This window comes from Streptomyces scopuliridis RB72, from assembly GCF_000718095.1.
Taxonomy (GTDB): Bacteria; Actinomycetota; Actinomycetes; order Streptomycetales; family Streptomycetaceae; genus Streptomyces; species Streptomyces scopuliridis.
On the sequence record NZ_JOEI01000036.1, the window covers coordinates 29,452 to 48,439 of the forward strand.

Below are 18,988 nucleotides of genomic sequence, written 5' to 3' on the forward strand. Positions count from 1 at the left end.
CGATGAACACCCCTGTGATCGGCGTCCTGGCGCTCCAGGGCGACGTCCGGGAACATCTGACGGCCCTGGCGGCGGCGGGAGCCGAGGCCAGGACCGTCAGGCGCCCGGCGGAACTCGACGGCGTCGAGGGGCTGGTGATCCCGGGCGGCGAGTCCACGACGATGTCCAAGCTGGCCGCGCTCTTCGGCATGCTGGAGCCGCTGCGGGAGCGCGTACGGGCCGGGATGCCCGTATACGGCACCTGCGCAGGGATGATCATGCTCGCCGAGAAGATCCTGGATCCGCGCTCCGGCCAGGAGACGGTCGGCGGGATCGACATGATCGTCCGCCGGAACGCCTTCGGCCGGCAGAACGAGTCCTTCGAGGCGGCGGTCGAGGTCGACGGTGTCGAGGGCGGTCCCGTGGAGGGCGTTTTCATTCGCGCCCCCTGGGTCGAATCGGTCGGCGCCGAAGTGCGGGTGCTCGCGGAGTACGGGGGCCATGTCGTCGCCGTACGGCAGGGCAACGCCCTCGCGACCTCGTTCCATCCGGAGCTGACGGGCGACCACAGGCTGCACCGGTTCTTCACCGACATGGTGCGCTCCGCACGGTGACCGGATCCCGGTAGGATCGCTGCCGAACGGAGCAGGATGGGTTACGCGAAGGAGACAGGCAGATGTCCGGCCACTCTAAATGGGCTACGACGAAGCACAAGAAGGCCGTGATCGATGCCAAGCGCGGCAAGCTCTTCGCGAAGCTGATCAAGAACATCGAGGTCGCGGCCCGCACCGGCGGTGCCGATGTCGACGGTAACCCGACCCTCTTCGACGCCATCCAGAAGGCGAAGAAGAGCTCGGTGCCGAACAAGAACATCGACTCGGCCGTCAAGCGCGGCGCCGGCCTGGAGGCCGGTGGCGCCGACTACGAGACGATCATGTACGAGGGATACGGCCCGAACGGTGTCGCGGTGCTCATCGAGTGCCTGACCGACAACCGCAACCGCGCCGCCTCCGACGTCCGCGTGGCCATGACCCGTAACGGTGGTTCGATGGCCGACCCGGGCTCCGTCTCGTATCTCTTCAACCGCAAGGGCGTCGTGATCGTCCCCAAGGGCGAGCTGGGCGAGGACGACGTCCTGGGCGCGGTCCTCGACGCGGGCGCCGAGGAGGTCAACGACCTCGGTGAGTCCTTCGAGGTGCTCAGCGAGGCGACCGACCTGGTCGCGGTCCGCAGCGCGCTCCAGGAGGCGGGTATCGACTACGACTCCGCCGACGCCAACTTCGTCCCGACCATGCAGGTCGAGCTGGACGAGGAGGGCGCGCGCAAGATCTTCAAGCTGATCGACGCCCTGGAGGACAGCGACGACGTGCAGAACGTCTTCGCCAACTTCGATGTCTCGGACGATGTGATGGAGAAGGTCGACGCCTGACGGTCACGACTGACACGGCTTCACCTGACGGGCCGACGGGACACGCCCTCCCGTCGGCCCGTCGCGTTGTCAGTGACGACCGATACTGTGCTGATCAGCGGGAACATTTGACCGAGGGAGGGGGCGCCATGCGGGTGCTGGGAGTTGACCCCGGGCTGACCCGGTGCGGTGTGGGCGTCGTCGAGGGGGTCGCGGGCCGTCCGCTGGCCATGCTCGGCGTCGGCGTGGTCCGTACGCCCGCGGACGCGGAGACCGGCCAACGGCTGGTCGCCATCGAGCAGGGCATCGACGCCTGGCTGGACGAGCACCGGCCCGAACTCGTCGCGGTGGAGCGGGTGTTCGCCCAGCACAATGTGCGTACGGTCATGGGCACCGCGCAGGCAAGCGCGGTCGCCATGCTCTGCGCCTCGCGCCGAGGCATCCCCGTGGCCCTGCACACCCCCAGCGAGGTCAAGGCGGCCATCACCGGCAGCGGCCGTGCGGACAAGACCCAGGTCGGCGCGATGGTGACCCGGCTGCTGCGCCTGGACGCCCCGCCGAAGCCGGCCGACGCCGCCGACGCCCTCGCGCTCGCCATCTGCCATATCTGGCGCGCCCCCGCGCTGAACCGGCTCCAGCAGGCGCAGGCGGCGGCCCGTCCCTCCCGTATCCCCACCACCGCATCCGTACGGAAGGTCACGCGATGATCGCCTTCGTCAGCGGCCCGGTCGCCGCCCTCGCCCCGACCACGGCGGTGGTCGAGGTCGGCGGCGTCGGCATGGCCGTCCAGTGCACGCCCGGCACGCTCGCCGGGCTGCGCGTCGGCCAGGAGGCGAGGCTCGCCACCTCCCTGGTCGTACGGGAGGACTCCCTGACCCTGTACGGCTTCGCGGACGACGACGAGCGCCAGGTCTTCGAGCTGTTGCAGACCGCGAGCGGGGTGGGCCCGAGGCTGGCGCAGGCCATGCTCGCCGTGCACAGCCCGGACGCGCTGCGTATCGCCGTCTCCACGGGCGACGAGAAGGCTCTGACCGCGGTTCCCGGCATCGGCAAGAAGGGCGCCCAGAAGCTGCTGCTCGAACTGAAGGACCGGCTGGGCGAGCCGGTCGGCGCGGCCGGGCGGCAGGGCGTCGGCGCCGCCGTCTCCGCCTCCTGGAGCGACCAGCTGCACGCCGCCCTGATCGGTCTCGGCTATGCCACCCGCGAGGCCGACGACGCGGTCGCGCTGGTCACCCCGCAGGCCGAGGCCGCGCTCGCCGAGGGAGCGCAGCCGCCCGTGCCGCGGCTGCTGCGGGCCGCGCTCCAGAGCCTGAACAGAACGCGTTGAGCCGGCGCAGGCTGCTCCTCCGTGCCGTACTCCGAGGCGCCGTCCAGCGACGCGCCCCTTTCCCGAGGTGAAACAGAGTGAACTGGGACGACACCAGCGGCGGGACGCCGCCGGACGACATCGCCGAGCGGCTCGTCGGCTCGTCCGCCGACGGCGAGGACCAGGCCGTCGAGGCGGCGCTGCGGCCCAAGTCGCTGGGTGAGTTCGTCGGCCAGGAGCGCGTCCGCGAGCAGCTCGACCTGGTGCTGAAGGCGGCCCTGGCGCGTGGCGCGACCGCCGACCACGTACTGCTCTCCGGCGCCCCGGGGCTCGGCAAGACCACCCTCTCCATGATCATCGCGGCCGAGATGAACGCCCCGATCCGGATCACCTCGGGCCCCGCCATCCAGCACGCCGGCGATCTCGCGGCGATCCTCTCCTCCCTCCAGGAGGGCGAGGTCCTCTTCCTGGACGAGATCCACCGGATGTCCAGGCCCGCCGAGGAGATGCTCTACATGGCGATGGAGGACTTCCGGGTCGACGTCATCGTCGGCAAGGGCCCGGGCGCCACCGCCATCCCGCTGGAGCTGCCGCCGTTCACGCTGGTGGGCGCCACCACCCGGGCAGGGCTGCTGCCGCCCCCGCTGCGCGACCGCTTCGGTTTCACCGGTCATATGGAGTTCTACGAGAGCGCCGAGCTGGAGCGCGTGATCCACCGCTCCGCCCACCTCCTCGACCTGGAGATCGACACCGAGGGCGCGGCGGAGATCGCGGGACGCTCCCGCGGCACGCCCCGTATCGCCAACCGGCTGCTGCGCCGCGTACGCGACTACGCGCAGGTCAAGGCGGACGGCGTCATCAACCGCGAGGTGGCCGCCGTGGCCCTCGGGGTCTACGAGGTCGACGCCCGTGGCCTGGACCGGCTCGACCGCGCGGTACTGAAAGCCCTGCTCAAGCTGTTCGGCGGCGGCCCCGTCGGTCTGTCGACCCTGGCGGTGGCCGTGGGGGAGGAGCGTGAGACGGTGGAGGAAGTCGCGGAGCCCTTTCTCGTACGGGAGGGACTGCTCGCCCGCACTCCGCGCGGCCGGGTCGCCACCCCCGCCGCCTGGGCCCACCTGGGACTCGTACCCCCTCAGCAGGCCCCCGGCGCAAGCGGACAACCGGGTCTGTTCGGGGCGTGAGGGCAACGACACTCGCGAGGTCAGGAACCCCGGTGCGATGCTGGGCGTTGTTCCAACGAAGCGGACTCGCTTAGACTCCGCCGATGCCGCCCTTCCGGGTCGGCGTGCCCACCCCCGTATACCAGGCCGCTCGACAGCGCGGTCGTGCGAAGGAAGTTCCCTCCCGTGAGTCTCGTGACCCTCCTCCCCTTCATCGTGCTCATCGGGGCCATGTTCCTGATGACCCGGTCCGCCAAGAAGAAGCAGCAGGCAGCTGCGCAGATGCGCAACGAAATGCAGCCCGGCACCGGCATCCGCACCATCGGTGGCATGTACGCCACCGTCAAGGAGGTGCACGACGACATGGTTCTTCTGGAGGTCGCTCCCGGCGTCCACGCCGTCTACGCCAAGAACGCCATCGGCGCCGTCCTGGACGACGACGAGTACAACCGCATCGTGCACGGCGAGGACGACCTCAAGAGCGACCTCGACGCTCCGGTCGTCCCGGACGACGCCTCCTCGCTGACCGAGACCGACAGCACCCCGGACGACGCCAAGATCGACCTGGGCAAGAAGCCCGAGGCCGACGACGCCGAGCCCAAGGACGGCAAGGCCGACGGCGAGGCCGGCGCGAAGTAGTCCCGACCGTGCAGACGGGCCGCTCAGCGGCCCGTCGCGGCGTACGGTTGCGCTGGAATTCTGCGGGGGCAGGTCCCCACAACACTTCGTGGCCGCTCCGGCGCACACCCGGCGTGGGGCGGTTGGACAGGGAGAAACGAGAAGGTGGCAGCACCTAATAAGGGCCGCAGGCAAGCGGGGTCCCCAGGCAGACCAGGGCGCACCCTGGCACTGTTCCTGATTGCCATGGTCGCCCTCACGGGCGGGATGTTCTGGTCCGGTCATGTCACGCCACGCCTGGGAATCGACCTCGCCGGCGGCACGAGCATCACGCTCCAGGCGAAGAACACGCCGGGCAAGCCGAACGCGATCAACAAGACCAACATGGACACCGCCGTCAGCATCATCGAGCGGCGTGTCAATGGTCTTGGTGTCTCGGAGGCCGAGGTCCAGACCCAGGGCAGCAGCAACATCATCGTCAACATCCCCAAGGGGACGAACGAGAAGCAGGCCCGTGATCAGGTCGGCACCACGGCCCAGCTGTACTTCCGGCCGGTACTGACGGTGGCCGCGGGCGGCCCGGCCGCCCCGCAGCCCTCCACCAGCGGCTCCCCGAGCGGTTCTCCGAGCGGCTCCCCCTCTCCCTCCGCGGGCACCCCGTCGAGCGACCAGTCGGCCGGCAGCCCCGACCCCTCGGCGAGCTCCACCGCTCAGGGCCGTGCCGTAACGGACGCCCTGAAGAAGGACGCGACGCCCTCTCCGGGCACGTCCGCCTCGGACAAGCCCGGCTCCACGCCGAGCCCCGATCCCTCCGCGACGCCCTCCGCCGACCCGGCCACGGCCGCGCTGGAGAAGAAGTTCACGGAGCTGGACTGCACCAACCAGGCCGCGCGCACCAAGGCCAACCAGGGAGCCGCGCCCAAGGACACGATCGTGGCCTGCGGCACGAACTCCGGCGGCGAGTGGGAGAAGTACATCCTCGGCCCCGCCGAGCTGGAGGGCACGGACGTCGACGACGCCAAGGGCGTTCTCGACCCGCAGCGTGGCATGTGGATCGTCACGATGGACTTCAGCAGTGGCGGTACGAAGAAGTTCCAGTCCATCACCGGCAAGCTCTCCCAGCAGCAGCCGCCGATGAACCAGTTCGCCATCGTGCTCGACGGCAATGTCGTCTCGGCGCCCTCGGTGAGCCAGACTCTCGGCGGCAGCGCCGAGATCTCCGGCAGCTTCACCCAGCAGTCCGCCCAGGACCTGGCCAACATCCTGTCGTACGGCGCGCTGCCGCTCTCCTTCCAGGAGCAGAGCGTCACGACGGTCACCGCCGCGCTCGGCGGTGAGCAGCTCCAGGCGGGTCTGATCGCCGGCGCGATCGGCCTCGGTCTGGTGATCATCTACCTGGTGGCCTACTACCGCGGCCTCGCCGGCATCGCGATCCTCAGCCTCGGCGCCTCGGGCATCATGACGTACACGATCATGTCGCTGCTCGGCCCGGGTATCGGCTTCGCGCTGAACCTGCCCGCCGTGTGCGGCGCGATCGTCGCCATCGGTATCACTGCGGACTCGTTCATCGTCTACTTCGAGCGCATCCGCGACGAGATCCGCGAGGGCCGCACGCTCAGGCCCGCCGTCGAGCGCGCCTGGCCGCGCGCCCGGCGCACGATCCTGGTCTCCGACTTCGTCTCGTTCCTCGCCGCCGCCGTGCTGTTCCTCGTCACGGTCGGCAAGGTCCAGGGCTTCGCGTTCACCCTCGGTCTGACCACGCTCCTCGACGTGGTCGTGGTGTTCTTCTTCACCAAGCCGGTGATGACGCTCCTGGCCCGCACGAAGTTCTTCGCCAGCGGTCATCCCTGGTCCGGACTGGACCCGAAGCGGCTCGGCGCCAAGCCCCCGCTGCGCCGCTCCCGCCGTGTCAGCGCTCCCACCGACCCGAAGGAGGCGTGAGATGTCGCGACTCGGCGCACTCGGCGCCCGGCTCTACCGCGGTGAAGTCGGCTACGACTTCATCGGGAAGCGCAAGTTCTGGTACGCGCTCTCGATCCTGATCACCATCACGGCCATCGCGGGCGTGGCGGTGCGCGGCCTCAACATGGGCATCGAGTTCAAGGGCGGTGCCGTCTTCACCATCCCGAGCACGAGCGTCTCCGTGACGCAGGCCCGGACGGACACCGAAAAGGCCTCGGGCCACGACGCGATCGTCCAGAAGCTCGGCAACGGCGGCATGCGCATCCAGGTCACCGAACTGGACACCAAGCAGGCCGACGGCGTGCGGACGCAGCTCGCCAAGGACCTGAAGGTCGACGAGGCGAAGATCAACGCCGAACTCGTCGGTCCGAGCTGGGGCGCGACCATCGCCAACAAGGCCTGGATGGGCCTGGGGATCTTCATGGTCCTGGTGGTGATCTATCTGGCGATCGCCTTCGAATGGCGTATGGCGGTCGCGGCACTGGTCGCCCTGATCCATGACCTCACCATCACCGTCGGTGTGTACGCATTGGTCGGCTTCGAGGTCACCCCCGGTACGGTGATCGGTCTGCTCACCATCCTCGGTTACTCCCTCTATGACACCGTCGTCGTCTTCGACAGTCTCAAGGAGGGGTCGAAGGGGATCACCAAGCAGACCCGGTGGACCTACAGCGAGGTCGCCAACCGCTCGATCAACAGCACGCTGGTGCGTTCCATCAACACCACCGTGGTCGCGCTGCTGCCGGTCGCCGGTCTGCTCTTCATCGGCGGCGGTTTCCTCGGCGCCGGCATGCTGAACGACATCTCGCTCTCGCTCTTCGTCGGCCTCGCCGCCGGTGCGTACTCCTCGATCTTCATCGCCACGCCGCTCGTCGCCGACCTGAAGGAACGCGACCCGCAGATCAAGGCGCTGAAGAAGCGGGTGCTCGCCAAGCGGGCCGCCGCTGCCGCCAAGGGTGAGCCGGCCGACGGCCCCTCGGACAGCGACGACGCCTTCGAGGACGGTCCGGCGGACGTGGTTCCCGGAGCGCCGGCCGCCGCGGTGGCCGGTCAGCGCGGCCGGGGCGGCCGAGGCCGCCCGTCGGGTTCGGGGAGGCGTCGGTGACCGACACCAGTACGCGGGAGCTGCTGCTCAGCCGTATCCGTGATGTCGCGGACTACCCCAAGCCGGGCGTGGTCTTCAAGGACATCACACCGCTGCTGGCCGACCCGAAGGCCTTCACGGCGCTGACCGACGCGCTCGCGGAGCTGTGCGCGAAGCACGGCGCGACGAAGATCGTCGGCCTGGAGGCCCGCGGCTTCATCCTGGCGGCTCCTGTGGCCGTCCGGGCGGGCGTCGGCTTCATCCCCGTACGCAAGGCGGGCAAACTCCCCGGCGCGACGCTGTCGCAGGCGTACGAGCTGGAGTACGGCTCCGCGGAGATCGAGGTCCACGCGGAGGACCTGGACCAGGACGACCGGGTCCTCGTCATCGACGACGTGCTGGCCACCGGCGGTACGGCCGAGGCGTCGCTGGAGCTGGTCCGGCGGGCCGGCGCCGAGGTGGTGGGCGTCGCGGTCCTGATGGAGCTGGGTTTCCTGGGCGGCCGGGCCCGGCTGGAGCCCGCCCTGCGCGGGGCCCCGCTGGAGGCTCTGATCACGCTCTGAGCGGCCTTTCGAGGCATACGGACGGGCACCCGGGAACAACCGGGTGCCCGTCCCGCGTTGTCTGGGCTCCTAGGTCCTGGGGCGAGAGGGACGCCCGAGGTCGATACCATGGAACCTCCGGGCCTGACCGGGGGACCTGGATCCGCACGAGGAGCGCTCTTGCCAGAAGAGGTCCAGCCACTGGCCGCCGCAACGCCCGATCACTCTGCCGAGCAGGCCGCGGCGGCATCGGCCGTGTCGCGGCACAAGGCCGCGGTCGCGGCGGAGGAGAAGGCCGCCCGCGCGTCCGCGGAGACCTCGGACGCGCGCCCCGTGGAGGCGCCCCCGGCGCCCGTGCCTCCCGTGCCCCTGCCCCCCGCGCCCCCGGAGCGCCCCTCCACGCCCGTCAGCGCCCCCAAGCCCGGCCCCGCGGCCGCGCCGCGTTCCGGTGGGTCCTCCAACCGCGTACGGGCCCGGCTCGCCCGGCTCGGGGTGCAGCGCTCGTCGCCGTACAACCCGGTGCTCGAACCGCTCCTGCGGACCGTGCGGGGCAACGACCCCAAGATCGAGACCGCCACGCTCCGCCAGATCGAGCGCGCCTACCAGGTCGCCGAGCGCTGGCACCGCGGTCAGAAGCGCAAGAGCGGCGACCCGTACATCACCCATCCCCTCGCGGTGACGACGATCCTCGCGGAGCTGGGCATGGACCCGGCCACTCTGATGGCGGGTCTGCTGCACGACACCGTCGAGGACACCGAATACGGGCTCGACACCCTGCGCCGCGACTTCGGCGACCAGGTCGCGCTGCTCGTCGACGGCGTCACCAAACTGGACAAGGTCAAGTTCGGTGAGGCCGCGCAGGCCGAGACCGTACGCAAGATGGTCGTCGCCATGGCCAAGGACCCGCGGGTCCTGGTCATCAAGCTCGCCGACCGGCTGCACAACATGCGCACCATGCGCTATCTCAAGCGGGAGAAGCAGGAGAAGAAGGCCCGCGAGACGCTGGAGATCTACGCGCCCCTGGCCCACCGGCTGGGCATGAACACCATCAAGTGGGAGCTGGAGGACCTCGCCTTCGCGATCCTCTACCCGAAGATGTACGACGAGATCGTCCGGCTCGTCGCGGAGCGCGCCCCCAAGCGGGACGAGTATCTGGCCATAGTGACCGACGAGGTCCAGTCGGATCTGCGCGCCGCCCGGATCAAGGCCACCGTCACTGGCCGGCCGAAGCACTACTACAGCGTCTACCAGAAGATGATCGTCCGAGGCCGGGACTTCGCGGAGATCTACGACCTGGTGGGCATTCGCGTCCTCGTCGACACCGTCCGTGACTGCTACGCGGCGCTCGGCACCGTCCACGCGCGGTGGAATCCGGTCCCCGGCCGGTTCAAGGACTACATCGCGATGCCCAAGTTCAACATGTACCAGTCGCTGCACACGACGGTCATCGGACCCAACGGCAAGCCCGTCGAGCTCCAGATCCGTACGTTCGACATGCACCGCCGCGCCGAGTACGGCATCGCCGCGCACTGGAAGTACAAGCAGGAGGCCGTCGCGGGCGCCTCCAAGGTGCGTACGGACGTGCCCAGGAACGCGGGCAAGGGCGCCGGCCAGGACACCGTCAACGACATGGCGTGGCTGCGCCAGCTGCTGGACTGGCAGAAGGAGACCGAGGACCCCAGCGAGTTCCTGGAGTCGCTCCGCTTCGACCTGTCCCGCAACGAGGTCTTCGTCTTCACGCCCAAGGGCGATGTCATAGCGCTGCCGGCCGGCGCCACCCCTGTCGACTTCGCGTACGCCGTGCACACCGAGGTCGGCCACCGCACCATAGGAGCCCGGGTCAACGGGCGGCTCGTACCGCTCGAATCGACGCTGGACAACGGCGATCTGGTGGAGGTCTTCACCTCCAAGGCGTCCGGTGCGGGCCCCTCGCGCGACTGGCTGGGCTTCGTCAAGTCGCCGCGGGCCAGGAACAAGATCCGCGCCTGGTTCTCCAAGGAGCGCCGCGACGAGGCGATCGAGCAGGGCAAGGACGCCATCGCGCGGGCCATGCGCAAGCAGAACCTGCCGATCCAGCGCATCCTCACCGGCGACTCGCTGGTCACGCTCGCGCACGAGATGCGCTACCCCGACATCTCGTCCCTGTACGCGGCGATCGGCGAGGGCCATGTGGCCGCGCAGGGCGTCGTACAGAAACTGGTGCAGGCACTCGGCGGCGAGGAGGCAGCCAACGAGGACATCGCCGAGAGCGCACCGCCCTCGCGCGGCCGCAGCAAGCGCCGCGCCAACGCCGACCCCGGCGTGGTCGTCAAGGGCGTCGAGGACGTCTGGGTCAAGCTCGCCCGCTGCTGTACGCCGGTCCCGGGCGACCCGATCATCGGCTTCGTCACGCGCGGCAGCGGCGTCTCGGTGCACCGCGCCGACTGCGTCAATGTCGACTCGCTCTCCCAGCAGCCCGAGCGGATCCTCGAAGTCGAGTGGGCGCCGACGCAGTCGTCGGTCTTCCTGGTGGCCATCCAGGTCGAGGCGCTGGACCGCTCGCGGCTGCTGTCGGACGTCACGCGCGTCCTGTCCGACCAGCATGTGAACATCCTGTCCGCGGCCGTCCAGACCTCCCGCGACCGGGTCGCCACGTCCCGCTTCACCTTCGAGATGGGCGATCCGAAGCACCTGGGACACGTACTGAAGGCGGTACGGGGCGTGGAGGGCGTCTACGACGTCTACCGGGTCACCTCGGCGCGCAGGCCGTAAACGCGCAGGCCGTAAACGCGCAGGCCGTAAAGGGCGACAACGAAGGGGCTCCCCGCAGCGGATGCGGGGAGCCCCTTCGTGTATCAGATGCCCAGCGACGCCGGGCCCGGTATCAGCCGCCGAACTCCTGGAGACCCTTCAGCGCCTGGTCCAGCAGGGCCTGGCGGCCCTCCAGCTCCTTGGCGAGCTTGTCCGCCTTCGCGTTGTTGCCCGCCGCGCGCGCCGCGTCGATCTGCGTACGCAGCTTGTCGACCGCGCCCTGGAGCTGACCCGTCAGACCAGCGGCGCGCGCACGCGCCTCCGGGTTCGTCCGGCGCCACTCGTTCTCCTCGGACTCCTGAAGCGCCCGCTCCACCGTGTGCATCCGGCCCTCGACCTTGGGCCGGGCGTCGCGCGGTACGTGGCCGATGGCCTCCCAGCGCTCGTTGAGCGCCCGGAACGCCGCCCTGGCCGCCTTGAGGTCCGTGACCGGCAGCAGCCGCTCGGCCTCGACCGCGAGCTCCTCCTTGAGCTTGAGGTTCTCGGTCTGCTCCGCGTCCCGCTCGGCGAAGACCTCACCGCGCGCCGCGAAGAAGACGTCCTGGGCGCCGCGGAAGCGGTTCCACAGATCGTCCTCGGCCTCGCGCTGGGCTCGGCCCGCCGCCTTCCACTCCGTCATCAGCTCGCGGTAGCGGGCGGCCGTACCGCCCCAGTCGGTGGAGCCGGACAGCGATTCGGCCTCCGCGACCAGCTTCTCCTTGGCCTTACGGGCCTCCTCGCGCTGCGCGTCGAGCGCCGCGAAGTGGGCCTTGCGGCGCTTGGAGAACGCCGAGCGGGCATGCGAGAAGCGGTGCCACAGCTCGTCGTCGGACTTCCGGTCGAGCCTCGGCAGGCCCTTCCAGGTGTCCACCAGCGCCCGCAGCCGCTCACCGGCCGACCGCCACTGGTCGCTCTGCGCCAGCTCCTCCGCCTCGGTGACCAGCGCCTCCTTGGCGTGGCGCGCCTCGTCGGTCTGCTTCGCCCGCTGCGCCTTGCGCTCCTCACGACGCGAATCGACCGTCGCCACCAGCGCGTCGAGCCGCTTGCGCAGCGCTTCGAGATCGCCCACGGCGTGGTGCTCGTCGACCTGGCCGCGCAGATGCTCGATGGCCGCCGTCGCATCCTTCGCGGACAGATCGGTGGTCTTCACCCGCCGTTCGAGGAGGCCGATCTCGACAACCAGGCCCTCGTACTTGCGCTCGAAATAGGCCAGAGCCTCCTCCGGAGAGCCAGCCTGCCACGATCCGACGACCTGTTCGCCCTCGGCCGTACGCACGTACACGGTGCCCGTCTCATCGACGCGGCCCCACGGGTCGCTGCTCACAGCGCCTCCTCCACCTGATGCCCGTGAGGGGTGTGGCCCCCGGGCATCATCCACAGTTTCCTGGGACGGGCTGCGCCCGCCCTGCACAACGCCAATCTAGGCGACCGGCCGCCCGGCTGTCCGCACTCAGCACGGCCGAAATTCACAGGGTCACGCCTTGTCGACCGTGCCCTTCTCCACGGTGACGGTCTTCTTGGGCGCGCCGTCGCCCGTGCCGCCGTCCACTCCGGCCTTCGCCACCGCTTCCACGGCCTTCAGGCCGGCGTCGTCCATGGTCCCGAACGGCGTGTAGCTGGGCGGGAGTTTGGTGTCCTTGTAGACCAGGAAGAACTGGCTGCCGCCGGTGTGCGGCTGGCCGGTATTGGCCATCGCGACCGTCCCGGCCGGGAACGTGACCGAGCCGTCGGCGCCCGCCTTGCCCAGAGCGGTCAGATTCTCGTCCTCGATCGTGTAGCCGGGACCGCCGGTGCCGTCGCCCTTCGGGTCGCCGCACTGGAGCACGAAGATGCCCTCGGTGGTCAGCCGGTGACACTTCGTGTTGTCGAAGTACTTCTTGTCCGCGAGCGCCTTGAACGAGTTCACCGTGTGCGGTGTCTTCTTGGCGTCCATCGCGATGGAGATATCGCCCTGGCTCGTCTTGAGCGCCATCGTGTACGTGGCGTTCTTGTCGATGGTCATCTTCGGCTCGGGCTCGCTGCTCTCGCTCGGCGAGGGCGAGGCGGAGTCGCTCGACTCCGGGGTGGCGGCCTTGTCGCTGCTGTCGCCGTCCGACAGACCGACCGAGGCGTACGCCGCGGCTCCCGCGAGCACCACCACGGCCAGCACGGACGCGATGATGACATTGCGGCGCTTCGCCTTCTTCCGGGCCTCGGCCCGGCGCTGCTGCTGCCGCTCGAACTTCTCCCGGGCGAGCTGCCGCCGCCGCTGATCGCTGTTGACCACCGGGTCCACTCCTCGTATCTGTATGTGATCCTGTCCGGCCTGATCTAGCGCGTACGGTATATGGGTTCGCTGTGGATTGAGGACCGCCGGTAGTCTCTGAACTGCTGCATTCTCCCGACGGACGACATATAAGGACGATCGTGCTCATTGCCGGGTTCCCCGCCGGGGCCTGGGGGACCAATTGCTATCTGGTCGCCCCCGCCGCCGGCGAGGAGTGCGTGATCATCGACCCGGGCCACCAGGCCGCACAGGGCGTCGAGGACGCGGTGCGCAAGCATCGGCTCAAGCCCGTCGCCGTCATCCTGACCCATGGGCATATCGACCATGTCGCCTCGGTCGTCCCCGTGTGCGGAGCACATGACGTACCGGCGTGGATCCACCCCGCGGACCGCTACATGATGAGCGACCCCGAGAAAGCACTCGGCCGCTCGATCGGGATGCCGCTGATGGGCGAGCTGACCGTAGGGGAGCCGGACGAGGTCCAGGAGCTGACCGACGGCGCCGAACTGACGCTGGCGGGGCTGGAGTTCACCGTCGCGCACGCGCCGGGCCATACCAAGGGGTCGGTGACGTTCGGAACGCCCGAGGCGGTCGGCGGCGCGGATATCCCGCCGGTCCTCTTCTCGGGCGATCTGCTCTTCGCCGGCTCCATCGGACGCACCGATCTGCCCGGTGGCGACCACGCCGAGATGATCGAGTCCCTGGCACGGGTGTGCCTGCCGCTCGACGACTCGACCGTGGTGCTGTCCGGACATGGCCCCCAGACGACCATCGGCCGCGAGCGCGCCACCAACCCCTATCTCAGGGAACTGGCCGCCGGCCACGGAAGCGGCCCTGCCGCCGCTCCGCGACGAGGAATGTGAAGCACCGATCTCCATGAGCACCTTCCAGGCCCCCAAGGGCACCTACGATCTGATCCCGCCCGCCTCGGCGGTCTATCTCGCGGTGCGCGAGGCCATCTCCGCGCCGCTCAAGAACTCCGGCTACGGCTATGTCGAGACGCCCGGTTTCGAGAACGTCGAGCTGTTCGCCCGCGGTGTCGGCGAGTCCACCGACATCGTCTCCAAGGAGATGTACGCCTTCGAGACCAAGGGCGGCGACAAGCTGGCGCTGCGCCCCGAGGGCACCGCCTCCGTACTGCGCGCCGCGCTGGAGGCCAATCTGCACAAGGCCGGGAATCTGCCGGTCAAGCTCTGGTACTCCGGCTCGTACTACCGCTACGAGCGTCCGCAGAAGGGCCGCTACCGCCACTTCTCGCAGGTCGGGGCCGAGGCGATCGGCACGGAGGACCCCGCGCTCGACGCCGAACTGATCATCCTGGCCGACCAGGCGTACCGCTCCCTGGGGCTGCGCGACTTCCGCATCCTGCTCAACTCGCTGGGTGACAAGGAGTGCCGCCCCGTCTACCGCGAGGCGCTCCAGGGCTTCCTGCGCGGGCTCGACCTGGACGAGGACACCCGCCGGCGCATCGAGATCAACCCGCTGCGGGTGCTCGACGACAAGCGCGCCGACGTACAGAAGCAGCTCGTCGGCGCGCCGATGCTGCGCGACTATCTGTGCGACGCGTGCAAGGCGTACCACGAGGAGGTGCGCGAGCTGCTGGCGGCCGCCGGGGTGGCGTACGAGGACGACGAGAAGCTCGTACGCGGCCTCGACTACTACACCAGGACCACCTTCGAGTTCGTCCACGACGGGCTCGGCGCGCAGTCCGCGGTGGGCGGCGGCGGCCGTTACGACGGGCTCTCCGAGATGATCGGCGGCCCGGCGCTCCCGTCGGTCGGCTGGGCGCTCGGCGTGGACCGTACGGTGCTGGCGCTGGAGGCCGAGGGGATCCAGCTCGACCTCCCGAACGCCACCAGCGTCTTCGCGGTGCCGCTCGGCGAGGAGGCGCGGCGGCGGCTGTTCGCCGTCGTCACGGAGCTGCGCAGGGCCGGGATCCCCGCGGACTTCTCGTACGGCGCGAAGGGCCTCAAGGGCGCCATGAAGAACGCGAACCGGTCCGGTGCCCGCTACACGATCGTCGCGGGCGAGCGCGATCTCGCGGAGGGTGTCGCGCAGCTCAAGGACATGGAGAGCGGCGAGCAGTCGGCGGTGGCTCTCGACGATCTGGTGACGGAGCTTACACAGCGGCTCGGCTGACCGCGCGGAGACGGTGCGGGGCCTGGACGGAGACCGTCCGGGCCCCGCTTTCCTTATGCCGGGCGAACGGTGGACCCCGGGGCCCGTGCGGCACAATGAGCCTGCCCCTCGGGTCCCCGAACACGGGAACTCCCTGAGTGATCTCCCTGAGTGATGGAACGGCGATGATGACGAGAGCAGTGGTGGACGACGTCTCCTCCGACCGGGAGGAGGGGACGGCTACGGGCACGGTCGGCGGCAGCCGGGCGTTCGCGCTCCTGCTGGTCATCACGGGCGCGGCGGGCCTGCTGGCGGCCTGGGTGATCACCCTCGACAAGTTCAAGCTGCTGGAGGACCCGAACTTCACCCCCGGATGCAGCCTCAACCCGGTGGTCTCCTGCGGCAACATCATGAAGAGCGACCAGGCGTCGGCCTTCGGGTTCCCGAATCCGATGCTCGGGCTCGTCACGTACGCCGTGGTGATCTTCATCGGGGTCGGACTGCTCGCCGGGGCGCGCTACCGGCGCTGGTTCTGGCTCGGGCTGAACGCGGGCACGCTCTTCGGCGTCGGCTTCTGCACCTGGCTCCAGTACCAGTCGCTCTACAGCATCAACTCGCTCTGCCTGTGGTGCTGCCTGGCCTGGGTCGCCACGATCCTGATGTTCTGGTACGTCACGTCCCACAACATCCGCGAGGGCGTGCTGCCCGCGCCGTCCTGGCTGCGCGGCTTCCTGAGCGAGTTCACCTGGGTGCTGCCGGTGCTGCACATCGGGATCATCGGGATGCTCATCCTGACCCGCTGGTGGGACTTCTGGACCGGCTGAGGACCGCGTCGGCGACCGGGGATCCCTGACAGGACCGGCGTTGTCAGTGGTCTGGCATAGGCTTCACGCGTGGAGCCCGACCTCTTTACCGCAGCGGCGGAAGACCGCCAGGAGAAGGACCCGTCCAGCAGCCCCCTGGCCGTACGGATGCGCCCGCGCGTCCTCGACGAAGTCGTCGGCCAGAGCCATCTGCTGAAGCCCGGATCCCCGCTGCGGAGACTGGTGGGCGAGGGCAACGGAGGCCCCGCCGGCCCTTCGTCCGTGATTCTCTGGGGCCCGCCGGGCACGGGCAAGACGACCCTCGCGTATGTCGTCTCCAAGGCGACCAACAAGCGCTTCGTGGAGCTCTCCGCGATCACCGCGGGCGTCAAGGAGGTCAGGGCCGTCATCGACGGGGCCCGCCGCGCCTCCGGGGGCTTCGGCAAGGAGACCGTCCTCTTCCTCGACGAGATCCACCGCTTCAGCAAGGCCCAGCAGGACTCCCTGCTGCCCGCGGTCGAGAACCGCTGGGTCACGCTCATCGCCGCCACCACCGAGAATCCGTACTTCTCGGTGATCTCCCCGCTGCTCTCCCGCTCCCTGCTGCTGACGCTGGAGCCGCTCACCGATGGCGATCTGCGCGGTCTGCTGCGGCGGGCGCTCACCGAGGAGCGCGGTCTCGGCGGCGCGGTCACGCTCCCCGACGACGCCGAGGCGCATCTGCTGCGGATCGCGGGCGGTGACGCCCGGCGCGCGCTGACGGCCCTGGAGGCGGCGGCCGGCGCCGCGATCGACAAGAGCGAGAAGGAGATCAGCCTCCGGACGGTGGAGGAGACCGTCGACCGGGCGGCGGTGGCCTACGACCGTGACGGCGATCAGCACTACGACGTGGCGAGCGCGCTCATCAAGTCCATCCGGGGCTCCGACGTGGACGCGGCGTTGCACTATCTGGCCCGGATGATCGAAGCGGGGGAAGACCCCCGGTTCATCGCCAGACGGCTGATGATCTCGGCGAGCGAGGACATCGGTCTCGCCGATCCCACCACCCTGCCGATAGCGGTCGCCGCCGCCCAGGCCGTGGCCATGATCGGTTTCCCGGAGGCCGCCCTCACCTTGAGCCATGCCACCATCGCGCTGGCACTGGCCCCCAAGTCGAACGCGGCCACGACCGCCATCTCCGCCGCCCTGGAGGATGTGAAGAAGGGGCTGGCGGGGCCGGTCCCGGCGCATCTGCGCGACGGCCACTACAAGGGCGCGGCCAAGCTGGGCCATGCCCAGGGCTATATCTATCCGCACGATGTGCCGGGCGGGATCGCGGCCCAGCAGTACGCCCCGGACGAGGTGCGGGGCAGGCGCTACTACGAGCCCACGCGGTACGGCGCGGAGGCGCGGTACGCCGATGTGGTCGACAAGGTGCGTGAACGGCTGCGCGGGGACGGCGCCTGAGCCCGTTATCCCGCGGCCGCGTCGAAGAGCGTGTGCATCGCGTACCGCAGCTCGTTGACGTTCCGCACCGGCTCGGGAAAGTCGAAGCGGGCGTCGAAGCACCGCACTCCGGTGAAGCGCACCCGTAGCCCGAAACGGTCGAGCGCGACAGGTACGGCGACGGCCCCCGCGGCGGTTCCGGCGGCGGTCCCGGCTTCCGAGGAGCCCATGGCCCGCTCGCCGAGAAGCCCGCCCAGCGACTGGACCTCCGCGCTGTGGGCGGAGTGCAGATGCTGGAGCAGTTCCGCCTCGTGTTCCACCAGCGGATCGGCCGCGGCCGTCGCGAAGTCCTCCGGCTCCACCGATTCCGCGCCCCAGAGATCGTCCACGCACGCCTCGCCGACCTCCAGCCGCAGCGTCATCCGCCCGGGCTCCGCCCCGCCCGGTGTGCGGGTGAGCCAGCCGGAGAGCCAGGCCCGGCCCCGGATACGGTGGGGTACGGACACGGGCGCGACGTCCGTGATCTCCAGCACCGCGTTCAGCTCGTCGTGCTGCGCGTGCGCCGCGGCGCGTACGGCGGGGGAGTCGGCGGGGAACGCGAGGAACACCTCACCGTCCGGTCCGACGCTCCGTGTGTCGGGCATCAGCTGGTAGGGCTTGGCGCCGTCCAGGCCCGGGATGATCAGTACCGCCGAGCATGTACTCTGTACGAGAGTTCGTGTGCGCTCGGCTGCTGACGGCATCCGATCGATTTCAAGCCCGCTGGGACGCGGCTGACCATGAGCTGATCGGACCTCCGTCGAATCGTCGCTCTGTGCGCCGAGGCTGTCTGTGATGCGCGTGGTGTTCCCAGGGCGAGACATGCGATCTCCTTAAGTAAGGTGAGCCTAACCTAACCTACAACGGAGGTCTGGAGAACGTGCCTAACCAGTCGCGTCCCAAGGTCAAGAAGTCACGCGCGCTCGGTATCGCGCTGACGCCGAAGGCTGTCAAGTACTTCGAGGCCCGTCCCTACCCGCCGGGCGAGCACGGCCGTGGACGCAAGCAGAACAGTGACTACAAGGTCCGTCTGCTGGAGAAGCAGCGCCTGCGCGCCCAGTACGACATCAGCGAGCGCCAGATGGCCCGCGCCTACGACCGCGCCCGCAAGGCCGAGGGCAAGACGGGCGAGGCCCTGGTCGTCGAGCTGGAGCGCCGCCTCGACGCGCTGGTCCTGCGGTCGGGCATCGCCCGCACCATCTACCAGGCCCGCCAGATGGTCGTCCACGGCCACATCGAGGTCAACGGTGGCAAGGTCGACAAGCCGTCGTTCCGCGTCCGTCCCGACGACGTCGTGATGGTCCGCGAGCGCAGCCGCGAGAAGGTCCCCTTCCAGGTCGCGCGCGAGGGTGGCTACGACACGGACGGCGAGACCCCGCGCTACCTGCAGGTCAACCTGAAGGCCCTGGCGTTCCGCCTGGACCGTGACCCGCAGCGCAAGGAGATCCCGGTCATCTGTGACGAGCAGCTGGTCGTCGAGTACTACGCCCGCTGACGCGGACACGAGGC

Annotated in this window: 18 protein-coding genes; 15 read left to right on the forward strand and 3 right to left on the reverse strand. The window is 69.7% G+C overall.

The features are described from left to right. Window positions 1-2 precede the first annotated feature (2 nt). The 10 genes from pdxT (at window position 3) to IF11_RS0133045 (ending at window position 10,810) form a co-directional block, all read left to right on the forward strand. On the forward strand, window positions 3-593 hold the full coding sequence (pdxT, locus tag IF11_RS0133000; protein ID WP_030355469.1) for a pyridoxal 5'-phosphate synthase glutaminase subunit PdxT: 591 nt from the start codon (window positions 3-5) through the stop codon (window positions 591-593). Window positions 594-655: 62 nt separating this feature from the next. Then, window positions 656-1,408, forward strand: a complete 753-nt coding sequence (locus tag IF11_RS0133005) for a YebC/PmpR family DNA-binding transcriptional regulator (protein WP_030355470.1) — start codon at window positions 656-658, stop codon at window positions 1,406-1,408. A gap of 128 nt (window positions 1,409-1,536) precedes the next feature. Then, a complete protein-coding gene (gene ruvC / locus IF11_RS0133010; protein ID WP_030355471.1) occupies window positions 1,537-2,094 on the forward strand; it encodes a crossover junction endodeoxyribonuclease RuvC in 558 nt (185 codons plus the stop codon). Next, window positions 2,091-2,714 (forward strand): Holliday junction branch migration protein RuvA, encoded by a 624-nt coding sequence (gene ruvA, locus IF11_RS0133015; RefSeq protein ID WP_030355472.1) that lies wholly within the window; start codon window positions 2,091-2,093, stop codon window positions 2,712-2,714. The genes ruvC and ruvA overlap by 4 nt, the downstream gene beginning before the upstream one ends. A 77-nt stretch (window positions 2,715-2,791) precedes the next feature. After that, entirely contained in the window at window positions 2,792-3,874 is a 1,083-nt protein-coding gene (gene ruvB, locus IF11_RS0133020) for a Holliday junction branch migration DNA helicase RuvB (protein ID WP_030355473.1), read from the forward strand. 165 nt (window positions 3,875-4,039) lie between these two features. Beyond that, window positions 4,040-4,492: a preprotein translocase subunit YajC gene (gene yajC, locus IF11_RS0133025; RefSeq protein ID WP_030355474.1), complete on the forward strand. Its 453-nt coding sequence runs from the start codon at window positions 4,040-4,042 to the stop codon at window positions 4,490-4,492. A 144-nt stretch (window positions 4,493-4,636) separates the two neighbouring features. After that, window positions 4,637-6,412 (forward strand): protein translocase subunit SecD, encoded by a 1,776-nt coding sequence (gene secD, locus IF11_RS0133030; RefSeq protein WP_030355475.1) that lies wholly within the window; start codon window positions 4,637-4,639, stop codon window positions 6,410-6,412. A gap of 1 nt (window position 6,413) precedes the next feature. Next, a complete protein-coding gene (gene secF / locus IF11_RS0133035; RefSeq protein WP_030355476.1) occupies window positions 6,414-7,538 on the forward strand; it encodes a protein translocase subunit SecF in 1,125 nt (374 codons plus the stop codon). Further along, a complete protein-coding gene (locus IF11_RS0133040) occupies window positions 7,535-8,080 on the forward strand; it encodes an adenine phosphoribosyltransferase (RefSeq protein ID WP_030355477.1) in 546 nt (181 codons plus the stop codon). The genes secF and IF11_RS0133040 overlap by 4 nt, the downstream gene beginning before the upstream one ends. 159 nt (window positions 8,081-8,239) lie before the next feature. Beyond that, the gene (locus tag IF11_RS0133045; protein ID WP_030355478.1) at window positions 8,240-10,810 is read left to right on the forward strand and encodes a RelA/SpoT family protein; all 2,571 of its coding nucleotides are present in this window, start codon (window positions 8,240-8,242) and stop codon (window positions 10,808-10,810) included. 112 nt (window positions 10,811-10,922) lie between these two features. Here IF11_RS0133045 and IF11_RS0133050 read toward each other — a convergent pair whose 3' ends face one another. Beyond that, window positions 10,923-12,152, reverse strand: a complete 1,230-nt coding sequence (locus IF11_RS0133050; RefSeq protein WP_030355479.1) for a DUF349 domain-containing protein — start codon at window positions 12,150-12,152, stop codon at window positions 10,923-10,925. 150 nt (window positions 12,153-12,302) lie between these two features. After that, on the reverse strand, window positions 12,303-13,094 hold the full coding sequence (locus IF11_RS0133055) for a peptidylprolyl isomerase (protein ID WP_030355480.1): 792 nt from the start codon (window positions 13,092-13,094) through the stop codon (window positions 12,303-12,305). Between the two features lie 140 nt (window positions 13,095-13,234). Between IF11_RS0133055 and IF11_RS0133060 the strand changes: the two genes are divergently transcribed. The 4 genes from IF11_RS0133060 to IF11_RS0133075 all read left to right on the forward strand — a co-directional run bounded on the left by IF11_RS0133060 (window position 13,235) and on the right by IF11_RS0133075 (window position 17,461). After that, on the forward strand, window positions 13,235-13,957 hold the full coding sequence (locus IF11_RS0133060) for an MBL fold metallo-hydrolase (protein WP_030355481.1): 723 nt from the start codon (window positions 13,235-13,237) through the stop codon (window positions 13,955-13,957). Window positions 13,958-13,970: 13 nt separating this feature from the next. Continuing rightward, window positions 13,971-15,233 carry a histidine--tRNA ligase gene (gene hisS / locus IF11_RS0133065; protein ID WP_030355482.1) on the forward strand — a complete coding sequence of 421 codons (1,263 nt, stop codon included), beginning with the start codon at window positions 13,971-13,973 and terminating at the stop codon, window positions 15,231-15,233. A gap of 164 nt (window positions 15,234-15,397) precedes the next feature. After that, window positions 15,398-16,036 (forward strand): vitamin K epoxide reductase family protein, encoded by a 639-nt coding sequence (locus tag IF11_RS0133070; protein ID WP_030355483.1) that lies wholly within the window; start codon window positions 15,398-15,400, stop codon window positions 16,034-16,036. 69 nt (window positions 16,037-16,105) lie between these two features. Further along, a complete protein-coding gene (locus IF11_RS0133075) occupies window positions 16,106-17,461 on the forward strand; it encodes a replication-associated recombination protein A (RefSeq protein ID WP_030355484.1) in 1,356 nt (451 codons plus the stop codon). Window positions 17,462-17,466: 5 nt separating this feature from the next. On the opposite strand, the gene IF11_RS0133080 is transcribed toward IF11_RS0133075, so the two are convergent. Further along, a complete protein-coding gene (locus IF11_RS0133080) occupies window positions 17,467-18,183 on the reverse strand; it encodes a hypothetical protein (protein WP_030355485.1) in 717 nt (238 codons plus the stop codon). Between the two features lie 176 nt (window positions 18,184-18,359). Between IF11_RS0133080 and rpsD the strand changes: the two genes are divergently transcribed. Then, entirely contained in the window at window positions 18,360-18,974 is a 615-nt protein-coding gene (gene rpsD, locus IF11_RS0133085) for a 30S ribosomal protein S4 (RefSeq protein ID WP_030355486.1), read from the forward strand. Window positions 18,975-18,988: the final 14 nt, after the last annotated feature.